Raw genomic sequence first — 14599 nt, 5'->3', positions numbered from 1 at the left:
TCGGCGCGTTTCTCGGCCCCGTCGCCCTGAGATACTGGGCGCATGCTCGCCGGAACAGAATACCTCGCCGCCCGGGACCTCCGATCGTTCGCTGAGGCCAACGGATGGCGTTATGACGCCGAGTCCGCGCCGCCCGCGATGGGTGAGAGTCTCTGGGAGCAGGTGTCCTCCGGAATCGTACGTGATCGCATCTCCGGCGACGCCTGGGAGGCAGGTCTCATCACCGGCGGCAACCGCACTGCCTCGAACGTCGAACAGCGTGGACGCATCACGATCACCAAGACGGTCTCGGTCGACACCCCGCAGCGAAGCATCGACGTCGGCTATCTCGCGGTGCGTCTCCCCCGCCGGCTCCCCCACATGGTCCTCGACGCGCGCAGCAATGACACCGGGCCCTTCTCCAGTTTGATCAGCCGACCGCAAGCAGACCAGCACCTCTCACTCGAGGGCGACTTCGACACGCACTTCCGCCTCTACGCCCCAATTGGCTATGAGACAGACGCGCTCTACGTCTTCACCCCGGACCTCATGGCGCTTCTGATCGACGAGACCGGCGATCTTGACGTCGAAATTCGCGACGACAGACTCATCGTCTACAAGCCCGGAGGGTTCGACCTCGCGGACACTGCGACGTGGACGCGTTTTGATCAGATTCAGCAGACCCTCGCCGCGAAGACCTGGGACCGCGTGACGTTGTACACCGACGATCGCGTCGCGCCGGAACTTCGCCTCGAAGAAGCCTCTGCCGACGGGCAGCGGCTACGGTCGCGCATGCCCAAGAGCCTCTGGATTTTCATCGCGATCCCCGTCAGCGTTCTCGCGATTATCGCAACGATCGGCGGAATCGTACTCAGCCAGGTGCTGCGCTAATCGCGATCAGCCTTTCGCCCAGCCGTAACGCGTGATCAGCGCCGATGCCACCCGGTCGTAGCGCTTGCGGTCAAGGACTGCAGCTTCGCGCCTCATCCCTTGCTCGTGCACGCTGTACAGCTGCTCGATGTCGACCCACGACTCACGCCCCTGCGAATCCCAGCCGCCGCTGCCGATCGACAGGTAGTCACGGTCACGTTCGTGGGGTTTGCTCGTCATGCGCACGGCATAGACCCGAGTGCCTGACTGCCGACCGATGACCAGCACTGGCCGGTCTTTGCCTCGCCCGTCGTTCTCTTCGTACGGAACCCAGGTCCAGATAACTTCCCCTGCATCGGGGTCACCGTCTTTCTGGGGTGCGTAGCTGACGCGGAGGTCCTTGATGCGGTCGGGATCGATTCGCACGGTCTCGCTCCCCTGCGCGTGCCCGGCTGAATCCGGTGCGGAAACGCCAGTACGTCCCGGCGTCTTTTCGGAAGACCGGGACGTACTGGACGTGAACACCGTGATAACGAGATCGGCGATCTGGGCGAGGATGCTCTTGGAAGAACTCACTCCGTCACCCTATCGAGCGCTCACACTTCGACGAGTGCGTACCCTTCCTCACCGTGGACGACCGAGTCGACTCCGGCGATTTCATCCTCGTTCGTGATGCGGAACCCAATCGTTTTCTGGATCACCGTTCCGATGATGAACGCGACGGTGAAGGCGTAGACCAGAACGCCCAGGGCAGCGATCAGCTGAACGACGAACTGACGGATATCTCCACCGACGAACAATCCGGTCTCGGTGGCGAAGAAGCCGAGGTACAGCGTGCCGAGAAGACCACCGACGAGGTGGATGCCGACCACATCGAGCGAGTCATCAAAGCCGAGCCGGAACTTCAGCTCCACTGCGAGAGCGCACACGATCCCGGCGACGGCACCGAGCAGCAGAGACCACCCGGGGGTCAGGTTGGCGCAGGCCGGGGTGATGGCAACGAGACCCGCAACCGCGCCAGACGCGGCACCCACCGACGTCGCCTTGCCGTCTTTGATGCGCTCCACAAGAATCCAGCCGAGGATTGCCGCGGCCGTCGAGCCCAGCGTGTTCAGGCCGATCAGGCCCACGCCACCCATGTCCTCAGAGAGCCATTCCGCGCCAGCGTTGAAGCCGAACCACCCGAACCACAGGATCGCCGCACCGATGAGCGTGAGCGGCACGTTGTGCGGCTTCAGGATGCCCTTCTGGAACCCGATGCGCCGTCCGAGGACAAGCGCAAGCGCAAGGGCCGCAGCGCCGGCGTTGATGTGCACGGCCGTTCCGCCCGCGTAGTCGATGACGGCGATGCCGCTGTCCGCACCGAACAGCGTGGTGCCGAGGTTCATGATCCACCCGCCACCCCAGACCCATGCGGCAATCGGGAAGTATCCGACGGTCGCGAAGACACCGGCGAAGATCAGCCAGCTGCCGAACTTCGCCCGGTCCGCGATCGCCCCCGAAATCAGGGCGACGGTGATGATCGCGAAGGTCGCGCCGTAGGCCACACCGATGAGAGCGACGTTCGAGCCCTCGCCTGAAGCCAAGCCGCCAAGACCAAAGTCTGCGAATGGGTTGCCCGCGAAGGCTGTTGGGCTGTCGACCGCGCTCATCGAGAAGCCATACAGAATCCAGAGCACTGCGACCAGACCGATGGAGCCGAAGCTCATCATCATCATGCTGACCACGCTCTTCGCCTTGACCAGACCGCCGTAGAAGAAGGCGACGCCTGGTGTCATCAAGAGCACGAGGGCTGTCGCGGTAATACCCCAAGAGATGTTGCCGGGAGCATCCATAGGAAAACCTCACATCCGAAGTAATTGAGAACTTCAGTGTGGCGAGGCCCCGTTTCCGGGATACACGTTGAGTGTTTCCGCGACGTTACGCTCTCGAACGCCGTGTAACCATCGCGTTACGCGACGCTCGACTGTTGTGCAGAATGGGTCAGCGCATTCAGCCGTGAAATGGCGCGGAGGTACTTCTTGCGGTATCCGCCGCCCAACATCTCTTCGGAGAAGACCTGGTCGAGGCTCACGCCAGTCGCGATGAGCGGCAGTTGAGCGTCGTACACGCGATCGACAAAAGCCACGAAACGCAACGCCTCGGACTGATCGGTCAGCACGTGGACGTTTCGGAGGCCGACGAGCGTGATGCCGTCGATCAGCCGGATGTAGCGAGAGGGATGCACCTTGGCGAGGTGGCGGACGACATCCTCGAAAACGTCATCGGATGCTGTGCCCTCGCGAGCAGCGGCCGCGATCCGCGCCTGGTACTCGTCGTCCTCTAGTGCGACGGCACGACCGTCGAGTGCGCGCTGGCGGAAGTCGACGCCGTCGATGCGGATCGTCTCGAAGCTGTCCGACATCGCGTGGATTTCGCGCAGAAAGTCCTGCGCGGCAAATCGGCCTTCGCCCAGGGCGTTCGGGGGTGTGTTCGAAGTGGCGGCGAGCCGAGTCCCCGAGGCAACCAGCTCTGCGAGCAGGCGCGTCATGACCATCGTGTCGCCCGGATCATCGAGCTCGAACTCGTCGATGCAGAGCAGATCGGCTCCGCGCAACAGATCGACGGTGTTCCGGTACCCGAGCGCTCCGACCAGCGCCGTGTACTCGATGAAGGATCCGAAGTACTTCCGACGGGCGGGCATCGCGTGATAGATCGACGCGAGGAGGTGGGTCTTGCCGACGCCGAAGCCACCGTCCAGATAGACACCCGGCTTGAGCTGCGGCTCCTTCTTCGCACGGCTGAAGAACCCACCGCGCTTCGCTGGTTCGCCGCGCCCCGCAAACCGCTGCAGTAGCTTTTTCGACTCCGCCTGTGACGGGTACGCGTCATCCGATCGATAGCTCTCAAAAGTCGCGGTATCGAACTGTGGCGGCGGAACGAGGCTCGTAAGCATCTCTGCTCCGGTGACCACGGGCTGACGCTCTGTGAGATGCGCGACGTTCGGGCTGATCGTGTCGGTCATTCGTTTCCTGTGTCGAAGTCTTACAGAACGGGTACTGGGCACACCGAACGGCTCTATCGTCTTAAGGGACGGCTCAACACTACGCCGCCACCGCATCAGCTTTCACTCACCACCATCGAGGAGCGCCCCGTGACCATCGAGTTCGATTCGTCATCACCCAAGTTCGCTGAATACGCCGAGCCAGGACGTCTGGTGTCGACCGAGTGGCTGGCTGCTCACCTCGGTGAACCGGGACTCGTCGTCGTTGAATCCGATGAGGATGTGCTGCTCTACGAAACAGGACACATCCCTGGTGCCGTGAAGGTGGACTGGCACACCGAACTCAACGACCCGGTGGTACGCGACTACGTCGACGGCGCGGGCTTCGCGGCGCTTCTCAGCCGCAAGGGCATCTCCCGCGACGACACTGTCGTGATCTACGGCGACAAGAACAACTGGTGGGCGGCATACGCACTCTGGGTCTTCTCGCTCTTCGGACACGAAGACGTCCGCCTCCTCGACGGCGGCCGCGACCGCTGGATCTCTGAGGGCCGCGAGATCACCACTGACGCGTCGAACGTCACTCCCACTGATTACCCGATCGTCGAGCGCGATGACTCCGCTCTGCGTGCCTACAAAGACGATGTCGTCGCGTTCATCGGTACCGGTCCGCTGATCGATGTGCGCTCCCCCGAGGAATACAACGGTGAGCGCACGACTGCACCGGCATACCCGGAAGAGGGCTCGCTGCGCGCCGGACACATCCCTACCGCACAGAGCGTGCCGTGGGCGAAGGCAGTGGCAGAAGACGGCGGCTTCCGCTCGCGGGCCGAGCTCGACGCGATCTACCGCGACGGCGCCGGCATCAACGACGATGACGATGTCGTCGCATACTGCCGCATCGGTGAGCGCTCCAGCCACACCTGGTTCGTGCTGAAGCACCTGCTCGGCTTCGAGAAGGTGCGCAACTACGACGGCTCGTGGACTGAGTGGGGCAGCGCTGTTCGGGTGCCGATCGTCACGGGCGCTGAGCCTGGTTCGCTCTGAGCGTGTGAGAATGTCAGGGATGAGCACCACGAACGTCCCTGACACCCTCGCCGAGATCCGCGACGACTTCCTCGAGCTTCCTGAGGCCGATCGGCTTCAGTTGTTGCTGGAGTACGCCAATGAGCTTCCGGCGGTTTCCGACGAGATCGCGAACCACCCGGAGATGACCGAGCGGGTCGCAGAGTGCCAGTCTCCCGTCTACATCTTCGTCGAGGTCATTGACGGTGTCGTCGCGATGCACGCGACGGCGCCGAAGGAGGCGCCGACGACGCGTGCCTTCGCCAGCATCCTCGTTCAGGGCATCACCGGTCTTACGCCAGACGAGGTACTCGCGATCCCTGATGACTACCCGCAGAGCATCGGCCTCACGCGTGCAGTCTCGCCGTTGCGAATCGGCGGAATGACGGGGATGCTGATGCGGGCCAAGCGTCAGGTCACGCTGAAGCGGTGAACCCGTTCGCGGCAGCCCAGTCTGTGATTGCTGCCGTCCAGCTGATCTGGTCATAGTTCCAGATTTTGGTGTGACGCGCGACGCTGAAGCGCGGCATCGTGACAATATCGGGCCGCGCTTCGGCGAGAGCGTGCGAGCCGTCGGCGGGCACGAAGCCGTCATCGTCGCTGTGCAGCAAAAGTATCGGCACGGTGAGTTCATCCGCGCGGGCAACCATATCGAGTCGGTCGAATGCAATCGGCGCTTCAGAACCCGATAGGCGCGCGGTCAGCGGCGAACCGAGGGCGTTCATCGCCAGTGTCGGCAGCGGATTCGGGATGCCCGCGGCCCGAGCTTGGAAGCGCAACACCGTTCGCCAGTCCACGACCGGAGAATCGAGAACGAGTCCGACGATCGCGTCATGATTGCCGGATGACACGGCCGTCTGCAGCGCTATCGCGCCACCCATCGACCAGCCCATCAGCAACACCTGTTTTGCCCCGTGCCGCAGCGCGTATGAGATCGCAGCATCCACGTCACGCCACTCCACTGCGCCGAGTGCGTACGAACCACCGCGACTGCGCGGAGCCTCACCGTCGTTTCGATACGAAACCACGAGGTTCGGCAAACCCATCGCGTGGAACACCGGCACGGCGCGGAGGCATTCGGCGCGCGTTGTGCCGCGCCCGTGCACCTGGATCACCCAGGTCGATGACTCTGCGGTCGATGACTCTGCGGGGAACAGCCACGCGGGGCAAGGCCCTGCGGGCGATCCGATGAGCACGCTCTCCCACGGGAGGTGTAGTTCGCTGGGCGTTGAGTAATACCACCCGCTGAAACCTGCCGCGCGGTCGATCTTCGCCCCGGTCTCAATCTGGGTAAGCAGCTTTCGCCGCACGCTCTTTGCGTCGGCGCTCAGAACTGCGCCGACCTTCACATAACCGTAAGTGCCGGTCGTGAACAGCCCGTAGCGTCCTGGCAACTCGGTGTCGAGCGTGCGCGTCAACTCGATAGTCTGCGCCCCAGTGTCGACCGCAAGGATCTCGGTATCGGTGGCGCGATCAGTCGGTATAACGACCTTGCGCGCGACCGCGAACACGAGAAGGGCCGCTGAGGTGCCCAGTGCAAGAACGGCGGGGACCAACAGCGCAACGGCGTGCCTGAGACTCTTCATCGCTTCCTGACTCTAGCCTGTTGCCGTGACCGCCCACCCCGATGCCGGAGCGCATTTCGAGCGTGCCGCAGCAGAGCTGCGTGACACGGTGTTCCGTAATGACATTGTGGTTCGTGAGATTCCGTCCCCACAGGGGCTCGCCCCGTTCTCGATTGCCCTAGCCGCGGACGTTCGTCCGAACGACATGGTGACTCGATCTATGGGACCGGTCGATTCGTGCTTCTGCATGATCCGGATGCCCCATCTGGCTGGGGCGGCGCATGGCGAGTCATCACATTTGCCCAAGCGCCGCTAGAGCCGGAGATCGGCACCGATCCCCTGCTCGCCGACGTGACCTGGTCGTGGCTGGTGGATGCATTGGAGTCGCGGGATGCCGTGTATCACGCGGCATCCGGAACATCGACCAAAACCCTATCGAAGGGGTTCGGAGCTCTCGCTGTCGAAGGTGATGGGGCGCAGATCGAACTACGATCTTCTTGGACGCCGGAAGAACCGTTCCGGCCGCACGTGGAAGCATGGGCCGAGCTCGTCGGCATGCTTGCCGGTCTCCCGCCCGGCTCAGAGAACATCGCCGTGTTCGGCGCACGAAAGGCAGGGCGTGACTGAGTTCACCGTCATCGACGACTCGACCGAATTCGAGGCGGCCTGTCGACTGCTCGCAGCCAGCACAGGTCCGGTTGCCGTAGACGTCGAACGGGCGTCCGGCTTCAAATATTCGCAGCGCGCCTATCTTGTGCAGGTATTTCGTCGCGATGCCGGAGTATTCCTCTTCGATCCGCCCGCAATCGGAGACTTCTCAGCATTGCAAGCTGCGATCGGCGATATCGAATGGGTGTTTCACGCGGCGAGCCAGGATCTCCCTTCCCTCCGCGAGCTCGACCTCGAGCCGGCGCGAATCTTTGATACCGAGTTAGCCGCCCGTTTGCTCGGGCACGAGCGCGTCGGCCTCGCCGCAGTGGTTGAGGACACCCTCGGAATCACTCTGAAGAAAGAGCACTCGGCCGCCGATTGGTCGACGCGTCCGCTGCCAGACACGTGGTTGGATTACGCGGCGCTGGATGTGCTGCATCTCGTCGATGTCCGCGACGCCATCGCCGCGGAGCTTGAAGAGCAGAACAAGACTGAATTCGCAACGCAAGAGTTCGCTGCGACCCTCGCACAGCCACCACGTCCACCACGAGAAGAACCGTGGCGCCGTCTCACCGGGCTGCATCAGATCAAGGGTGCACGCGCTCTCGCGATCGCACGATCGCTCTGGGAGTCGCGCGAAGAGTTTGCACAGCAGCAAGATATTTCACCGGGGCGTCTCGTGCCGGATCGTTCGCTCGTTGCCGCCGTCCTCGCCGATCCCCAAACCAAACAGACCCTCGCCAGTTTGCAGGCTTTCAACGGTCGTGCGAGCCGCTCGCAGCTTGACCGCTGGTGGCAGGCGATCGTCGATGGACGAGAAAGCACCCTCGTTCCCCGGGTACGGGTGCACAACGACACCCTTCCCCCCCCACGCGCCTGGGCAGACCGCAATCCCGAGGCCGATGCACGTCTGAAGCTTGCGCGACCCGCTGTGGAAGCGGTCGCCGAAGAGCTGGGGATGCCAACGGAAAACCTGCTCAAGCCTGAGACGCTGCGCAAGCTCGCATGGGCTCCGCCCGCTTTCACGACGGATGCCATCTCCGAAACCCTTGCTGGACTTGGCGCGCGCCCATGGCAGATTGAGCAAACTGTACAGAAGATCTTGGATGCCTTTGTAGACTCCACGCAAGTGCCCGATGAGGCAGTCGCTCCCGAGTCGTAGATTCGAACCAAGCGATTCCCCCGGTGCCCTACGGGCTCATAGGCTGAGGTCATTCCCCAACCTTGGAGGCAAAGTGGCCGAGATCTCGGACGTTTTCTTCGTCGATGGCATGCGCACCCCATTTGGGCGCGCCGGCGAAAAAGGCATGTACTGGAACACCCGCGCAGACGACCTCGCTGTGAAGGCGACGATCGGTCTCATGGAACGCAACACCGGTGTTCCGGCGGACCGCATCGATGATGTCGCAATCGCCGCGACATCACAGACCGGCGACCAGGGGCTGACCCTCGGTCGCTCCGTAGCGATTCTCGCTGGCCTCCCGAACACTGTCCCCGGCCTAGCCGTAGAGCGCATGTGTGCTGGTGCTATGACCAGTGTGACCACGATGGCGGCATCGATCGGGATCGGCATGTACGACTTTGCTCTTGCCGGTGGCGTCGAGCACATGGGCCACCACCCGATCGGCGCCAACACCGACCCGAACCCGCGCTTCGTCGCGGAGAAGATGGTCGACCCCGGTGCCCTGAACATGGGCGTCACTGCGGAGCGCATCTTCGATCGCTTCCCGCACCTCACCAAAGAGCGCTCTGACCGTTTCGGCATGCTCAGCCAGCAGAAGGTGCAAGCCGCATACGACGCAGGCAAGATCCAGCCCGACCTCGTGACTGTATCCGTGAAGGGCGCGGACGGCGCCTGGGGTCTCGCCACCGAGGATGAGGGCCGCCGCCCGCAGACCACGATGGAAGACCTCGCTGGTTTGAAGACGCCGTTCCGCCCTCATGGCCGTGTGACAGCAGGAACCTCATCCCCGTTGACAGACGGCGCGACAATGTCGCTGCTCGCCGGTGGCGGTGCGGTGAAAGAGTTCTCTCTGAAGCCCAAGATGAAGCTCGTCTCGTTCGCCTTCGCCGGCGTTCAGCCCGAGATCATGGGCATCGGTCCGATCCCATCAACAGAGAAGGCTCTCAAGAAGGCCGGGCTCACGATCAATGACATCGGACTGTTCGAGCTGAACGAAGCATTCGCGATCCAGGTGATCTCGCTTCTCGACCACTTCGGCATCGCCGATGATGACCCTCGCGTCAACCAGTGGGGCGGCGCGATCGCTGTTGGGCATCCGCTCGCGGCATCCGGTGTGCGTCTGATGATCCAGCTCGCGGCGCAGTTCGAAGAGCGTCCGGACGTGCGTTACGGTCTCACCGCCATGTGCGTGGGACTGGGCCAGGGCGGCAGCGTCATCTGGGAGAACCCCTTCTACGACGGCAAGAAGCGGAAGTGACTGCGAACATGACTGACTACGAAAAGATTGATTTCTCGCCCATCTTGGCGCTCGCTGGAGACGAGGTCGTTACACACTCGGTGGTGCGTGACGTGCGACTCGCCTCCGGCAAGGTGCTCGCACTCATCACCCTCGACAACGGCCGCGACCACACGCGTCCGAACACCCTGGGGCCTGCGACCATCACCGAACTCGGTGAAACTCTCGCACGGCTCAACGCACGCGCTGCGGCCGGCGAGATTCAGGCTGTCGGCATCACCGGCAAGCAGTACATCCTGGCGGCCGGCGCCGACCTATCGGATATCTCGCAGGTCACATCTCGCGATGACGCGCTTCTCATTGCACAGCTGGGTCACAAGGTGATCGGATCACTCAGTGAACTCGGTGTGCCGTCATTTGCTTTCGTGAACGGCCTGGCGCTGGGCGGTGGGCTCGAGATCGCACTGAACTCGAACTATCGCACTGTCGACGCATCTGCGGCCGCTGTAGCCCTCCCTGAGGTCTTCCTCGGCCTCATTCCGGGCTGGGGTGGCGCGTACCTGCTTCCGAACCTCATCGGCATCGAGAACGCCCTTGAGGTCGTGATCTCGAACCCGCTGAAACAGAACCGCATGCTCAAGCCGCAGCAGGCATTCGACCTCGGCATCATGGATGCGATCTTCCCCGCCGCCAACTACCTCGAAAACTCACTCGCGTGGGCGGATGCTGTTCTCGGCGGCAAGAAGATCGAGCGCAAGAACGAGCCCGGCAAGATCGAGCGTCTCACGAAGTGGCCCATTGCGATCAAGATGGCACGCGGGATGCTGGAATCGAAGATCGGCACCGTTCCTAAGTCGCCCTATGTTGCCCTCGATCTGCTCGACAAGGCAAAGAGTGGCACGTCGACCAAGGACAAGGCCGAAGCGTTCGCCCGTGAAGACGAGGCGCTGGCCGATCTCGTCACGGGTGACCAGTTCGCGGCGTCCATGTACGCGTTCGACCTTGTGCAGAAGCGTGCGAAGCGTCCGGTAGGCGCTCCGGACAAGGCGCTGGCAAAGAAGGTCACGAAGGTCGGCATCATCGGTGCAGGTCTAATGGCCAGCCAGTTCGCGCTGCTGTTCGTACGCAGGCTGCAGGTGCCGGTGCTCATCACTGACATCGACCAAGCCCGCGTTGACAAGGGTGTGGCATACATCCATGAGGAAATCGGCAAGCTCGAAGCGAAGGGTCGGCTCGACTCCGACAACGCGAACAAACTGCGCGGTCTCATTCACGGCACGGTCGACAAGAGCGAATACGCAGACTGCGACTTCGTCATCGAGGCTGTGTTCGAGGAAGTCGGCGTCAAGCAGCAGGTGTTCGGCGACATCGAAAAGTTCATCGCCGATGACGCCATCCTTGCCACCAACACCTCATCACTGTCGGTCGAGGAGATCGGCGCGAAGCTCGCTCACCCCGAGCGTCTCGTCGGGTTCCACTTCTTCAACCCCGTCGCGGTCATGCCGCTCATCGAGGTTGTGAAGACTCCAGGCACCAACGAGCAGACGCTCTCGACCGCATTCGTCGTCGCCAAGGGACTGGGCAAGAACGCGGTTCTCACCGCCGACGCCCCCGGCTTCGTGGTCAACCGTCTGCTCGCGAAGGTCATGGGCGAGGCCGCCCGCGCAGTGTACGAAGGAACCCCCGTCGCCGATGTGGAGAAGGCATTCGGTCCGCTGGGGTTGCCGATGGGGCCGTTCCAGCTCATCGACCTCGTTGGATGGAAGGTCGCAGCGCACGTGCAGGACACGATGGTGCGCCACTTCCCCGACCGGTTCTACGCCAACGACAACTTCCATGCGCTTGCAGAACTTGAACATGTCGTCGAGAAAGACAAGGGTGGCCGCGTTACAGGGTTCACGAAGGCTGCTGAAAAGCTGCTCAAGCCTGTCGTTGGTAAGAACCCGGCCTCGGCTGCCGAGATCCTCAAGCGTGTTCAGGATGGGCTCACGCAGGAGATCAAGATCATGCTGGACGAGGGTGTCGTGCCAGAGGTCGAAGACATCGACCTCTGCCTGATCCTCGGCGCTGGCTGGCCGTTCATCGATGGTGGCGCTTCGGTGTACCTCGATCGTGAGGGCGCATCCGAACGAGTATTCAACGGCACGTTCCACACGCCGCCGATTCGGGGCATCGCGCACCGCTGACGCGCAAAGATCAAGGGTGGGGCGATCGAGAGGTCGCCCCACCCTTTTCTGTTGCGATAACGGACGGCGAAATGACGGTGAACACCGTCCCCGTCGTCGTGATTTCGTCGTCCACGACCTGTGCGATCGGGCACTGTGAGAGTCATGGACGCGATCATCGCCGCTTTTACAGGAAACGGCCTCGTCAAGACGGGCACAGCAGTTCTCACCACTCTGTTGGTGTTTCCGATGCTTCTGAAGATGTTCATCGTGACCATAGACGAGGGCTGGGCGGCGATACGTACCCGCAACGGCAAGCCGATCATCCTCAAGCCGAACAGCCGCAGCGCCAAAACCGCAAAAGGCACTGTCGGCGAGGTCGTCGTGCTCACCCCGGGAACGCACGGCGTATTTCCGCTGTTCTACTGGTACAAGCTCATCGACGTTCGCTGCCGCGCAACAGACCTACCGGCCAGGCAGCTCACTGGTGCCGCCGGACACCAGCATCTCGTGCACGCGTCGTTCGAATGGCGGCCCATACCGTCTGGCCGCGCAATGCGCGTGTTCGAGCTGGATGTCGTGAACGTCAAAGAGCGCGCGGCGAATATCGTCGGCTCAGCCATGCGCGACGTGGTGCGAGATCTGCCGGGCGCCGCGCTCCCCACCAACGTTGAGCTCGGGGCTCAGGTGCTCGCAGCCTGTGAAGAGACAGCCCTGAGAGACTGCGGTGTCGAGATCGTCCGGATCATGATCACCGGCGATGCCCTGACCGACGGCTATCTCCTATCAGAGGCTCTTCGAGCGACCGACCGCGAGCAGCAGGCGGTCGCCGCGCTTCATGCACTGAACTGAGCCGGAGGAGTACGTCTGACCCTCAGCGGCGCTCGTGCAACGGCAAATCAATCGCGCCGGTCTCGCCCGCATGGCGTGCGACCGGGATGCGGGTGCCGAGGACCTGCGCCACGACATCCTGAGCGATCTTTGACGCTGTGAGCCCGGCATCCGCAAGGATCTGATCACGCGATGCGTGGTCGAGGAACTCGTCGGGAAGCCCCAGCTCATCCACCGCGGTATCAACGCCAGCTTCACGAAGAACCTGACGCACGCGTGTGCCGATACCTCCAACCCGGATGCCGTCTTCGAGCGTGATCACGAGTCGATGGCGCTCTGCCAGTTCAACGATCGACGGCTGAACGGGAATAGCCCAGCGCGGATCGATCACTGTGGCGCCAATCCCCTGTGCGCGAAGGCGCTCAGCGACGTCCATTGCGAGGGCAGCGAATGGTCCGATAGCGACGATCAGCACGTCTTCGCTTTCACCGCGCGAGAGCACATCGACGCCGTCATCCAGCCGTTCGATGGCGGGCAGATCGACGGCAACTTCACCCTTGGGATAGCGAATCACCGTCGGCGCGTCATCCACAGCCACGGCCTCATCGAGCGCCTCTTTCAGACGCGCACCGTCGCGCGGTGCCGCAATGCGGATGTGCGGAACGATCTGCAGCATCGCCAGGTCCCACATCCCATGATGGCTCGGGCCATCGGGACCCGTCACGCCAGCACGGTCGAGCACGAACGTGACGCCGGCTTTGTGCAGCGCGACGTCCATCAGCACCTGATCGAATGCGCGCCCCATGAAAGTCGCGTAGAGGGCGACGACCGGATGCAGGCCACCATAAGCAAGCCCCGCAGCAGCCGTCACGGCGTGCTGTTCGGCGATACCGACGTCGTACACGCGGTCGGGGAACCGCTCGGCGAACGGAGCAAGACCCGTCGGTCGCAACATCGCCGCGGTCATCGCGATGATCTTCGAGTCGCGCTCCCCCACGCTGACCAGCGCTTCGGAGAAGACATCCGTCCAGCCTTTGCCGCTGCTCGAGAGCGGCTCACCCGTGGCGGGATCAATACGGTTCACGGCATGGAACTGGTCAGCTTCGTCATCACGAGCGGGCTGGTATCCACGCCCCTTCTCGGTGATCGCATGGACCAGCACCGGCGCACCATACGACTTCGCAAGCTCGAGCGTCTCGATAAGCGCCGCGACGTCATGGCCGTCGACAGGCCCCAGGTACTTGATGTCGAGATTGGAATATAGGTCTTCGTTGTTCGTGAAGCGCGACAGGAAGCCGTGAGCACCACCACGGACGCCGCGGAAGAGAGCGCGTCCGGCCGGACCGAAGGCACGGAAGAACCGGTCAGAGCGGTGGTGCAGATCTTTGTATGCAGCGGCGGTGCGCACGCGGTTCAGATAGCGAGACATGCCACCGATGGTCGGTGCATATGAGCGACCGTTGTCGTTCACCACGATGACAAGATTGCGATCATTGTCATCGGTGATGTTGTTGAGCGCCTCCCAGGTCATTCCGCCTGTGAGGGCGCCGTCGCCAACAACCGCCACGACGTGACGGTCATCACGCCCCGTCGCCGCCAAGGCGCGTGAGATGCCATCCGCCCAGCTCAACGAGCTCGACGCGTGCGAAGACTCCACGACGCGTGGGGGCTCTCGCTGCGCTGCGGGTAACCGGCGAGGCCGCCTCGCACACGAAGCGCAGAGAAGTCCTGACGACCGGTGAGCAGCTTGTGCACGTACGACTGATGCCCGGTGTCGAAGATGATCGGGTCATCGGGCGACTCGAAGACGCGGTGCAGAGCGATGGTGAGCTCGACGACGCCCAGGTTCGGGCCGAGATGGCCACCGGTGCGCGAGACGTTCTCGATGAGGAACGATCGAACCTCAGCTGCCAGTTCTTCCAGCTGAGACACGCTCAAGGCGTCAAGATCTCGTGGGCCTGCGATGCCGGGAAGAATGGGCATCTGCACCTCCTGAATGTCTTCGGCTATCGCCCCGGGTAGCAGGTGACGACCGTTCGATCCTACTGCCGCGCGCCGAGAATCCCCCGG

11 protein-coding genes and 2 pseudogenes are annotated in these 14599 nt (G+C 62.9%); 8 read left to right on the top strand and 5 right to left on the bottom strand.

Translation table 11 applies throughout. The annotated features are described in order from the left end of the window. Window positions 1-42: 42 nt before the first annotated feature. Window positions 43-870 (top strand): hypothetical protein, encoded by an 828-nt coding sequence (locus DC31_RS16990; RefSeq protein ID WP_051606679.1) that lies wholly within the window; start codon window positions 43-45, stop codon window positions 868-870. Window positions 871-876: 6 nt separating this feature from the next. Here the strand turns inward: DC31_RS16990 and DC31_RS09260 are convergent, their stop codons facing one another. From DC31_RS09260 to zapE, 3 genes are all read right to left on the bottom strand, one after another. Continuing rightward, a complete protein-coding gene (locus DC31_RS09260; RefSeq protein WP_051606676.1) occupies window positions 877-1425 on the bottom strand; it encodes a type II toxin-antitoxin system PemK/MazF family toxin in 549 nt (182 codons plus the stop codon). 20 nt (window positions 1426-1445) lie between these two features. Beyond that, a complete protein-coding gene (locus tag DC31_RS09255) occupies window positions 1446-2684 on the bottom strand; it encodes an ammonium transporter (protein WP_036279263.1) in 1239 nt (412 codons plus the stop codon). Between the two features lie 116 nt (window positions 2685-2800). Then, window positions 2801-3853 carry a cell division protein ZapE gene (zapE, locus tag DC31_RS09250; RefSeq protein WP_036279260.1) on the bottom strand — a complete coding sequence of 351 codons (1053 nt, stop codon included), beginning with the start codon at window positions 3851-3853 and terminating at the stop codon, window positions 2801-2803. 129 nt (window positions 3854-3982) lie between these two features. Here zapE and DC31_RS09245 point away from each other — a divergent pair, with 129 nt between their 5' ends. Both DC31_RS09245 and DC31_RS09240 read left to right on the top strand, forming a co-directional pair. Beyond that, window positions 3983-4879 carry a sulfurtransferase gene (locus tag DC31_RS09245; protein WP_036279257.1) on the top strand — a complete coding sequence of 299 codons (897 nt, stop codon included), beginning with the start codon at window positions 3983-3985 and terminating at the stop codon, window positions 4877-4879. A 19-nt stretch (window positions 4880-4898) separates the two neighbouring features. After that, window positions 4899-5330, top strand: a complete 432-nt coding sequence (locus DC31_RS09240; RefSeq protein WP_036279255.1) for a SufE family protein — start codon at window positions 4899-4901, stop codon at window positions 5328-5330. Here the strand turns inward: DC31_RS09240 and DC31_RS09235 are convergent. After that, window positions 5314-6483 (bottom strand): alpha/beta hydrolase family protein, encoded by a 1170-nt coding sequence (locus DC31_RS09235; RefSeq protein ID WP_036279253.1) that lies wholly within the window; start codon window positions 6481-6483, stop codon window positions 5314-5316. The two genes, DC31_RS09240 and DC31_RS09235, sit on opposite strands and share 17 nt — an antisense overlap. A gap of 25 nt (window positions 6484-6508) precedes the next feature. Between DC31_RS09235 and DC31_RS19405 the strand changes: the two are divergent. The 5 genes and pseudogenes from DC31_RS19405 (at window position 6509) to DC31_RS09210 (ending at window position 12550) form a co-directional block, all read left to right on the top strand. After that, a pseudogene (locus DC31_RS19405) lies at window positions 6509-7089 on the top strand (DUF3000 domain-containing protein). Continuing rightward, the gene (locus DC31_RS09225) at window positions 7082-8275 is read left to right on the top strand and encodes a ribonuclease D (RefSeq protein WP_036279251.1); all 1194 of its coding nucleotides are present in this window, start codon (window positions 7082-7084) and stop codon (window positions 8273-8275) included. Before DC31_RS19405 ends, DC31_RS09225 begins: the two are co-directional and overlap by 8 nt. Window positions 8276-8348: 73 nt before the next feature. Further along, a complete protein-coding gene (locus tag DC31_RS09220; RefSeq protein WP_036279248.1) occupies window positions 8349-9554 on the top strand; it encodes a thiolase family protein in 1206 nt (401 codons plus the stop codon). 8 nt (window positions 9555-9562) lie between these two features. Beyond that, window positions 9563-11719 carry a 3-hydroxyacyl-CoA dehydrogenase NAD-binding domain-containing protein gene (locus DC31_RS09215; protein WP_036279806.1) on the top strand — a complete coding sequence of 719 codons (2157 nt, stop codon included), beginning with the start codon at window positions 9563-9565 and terminating at the stop codon, window positions 11717-11719. A 144-nt stretch (window positions 11720-11863) separates the two neighbouring features. Beyond that, on the top strand, window positions 11864-12550 hold the full coding sequence (locus DC31_RS09210) for an SPFH domain-containing protein (protein WP_036279245.1): 687 nt from the start codon (window positions 11864-11866) through the stop codon (window positions 12548-12550). Between the two features lie 22 nt (window positions 12551-12572). Here the strand turns inward: DC31_RS09210 and dxs are convergent. Then, window positions 12573-14512 (bottom strand): annotated as a pseudogene (dxs, locus tag DC31_RS09205) (1-deoxy-D-xylulose-5-phosphate synthase). Window positions 14513-14599 lie beyond the last annotated feature (87 nt).

Origin of the sequence: Microbacterium sp. CH12i, assembly GCF_000685355.1 — a bacterium.
In the GTDB taxonomy this organism is placed as follows: Bacteria; Actinomycetota; Actinomycetes; order Actinomycetales; family Microbacteriaceae; genus Microbacterium.
This window is presented reverse-complemented; position numbering and strand designations above follow the sequence as displayed.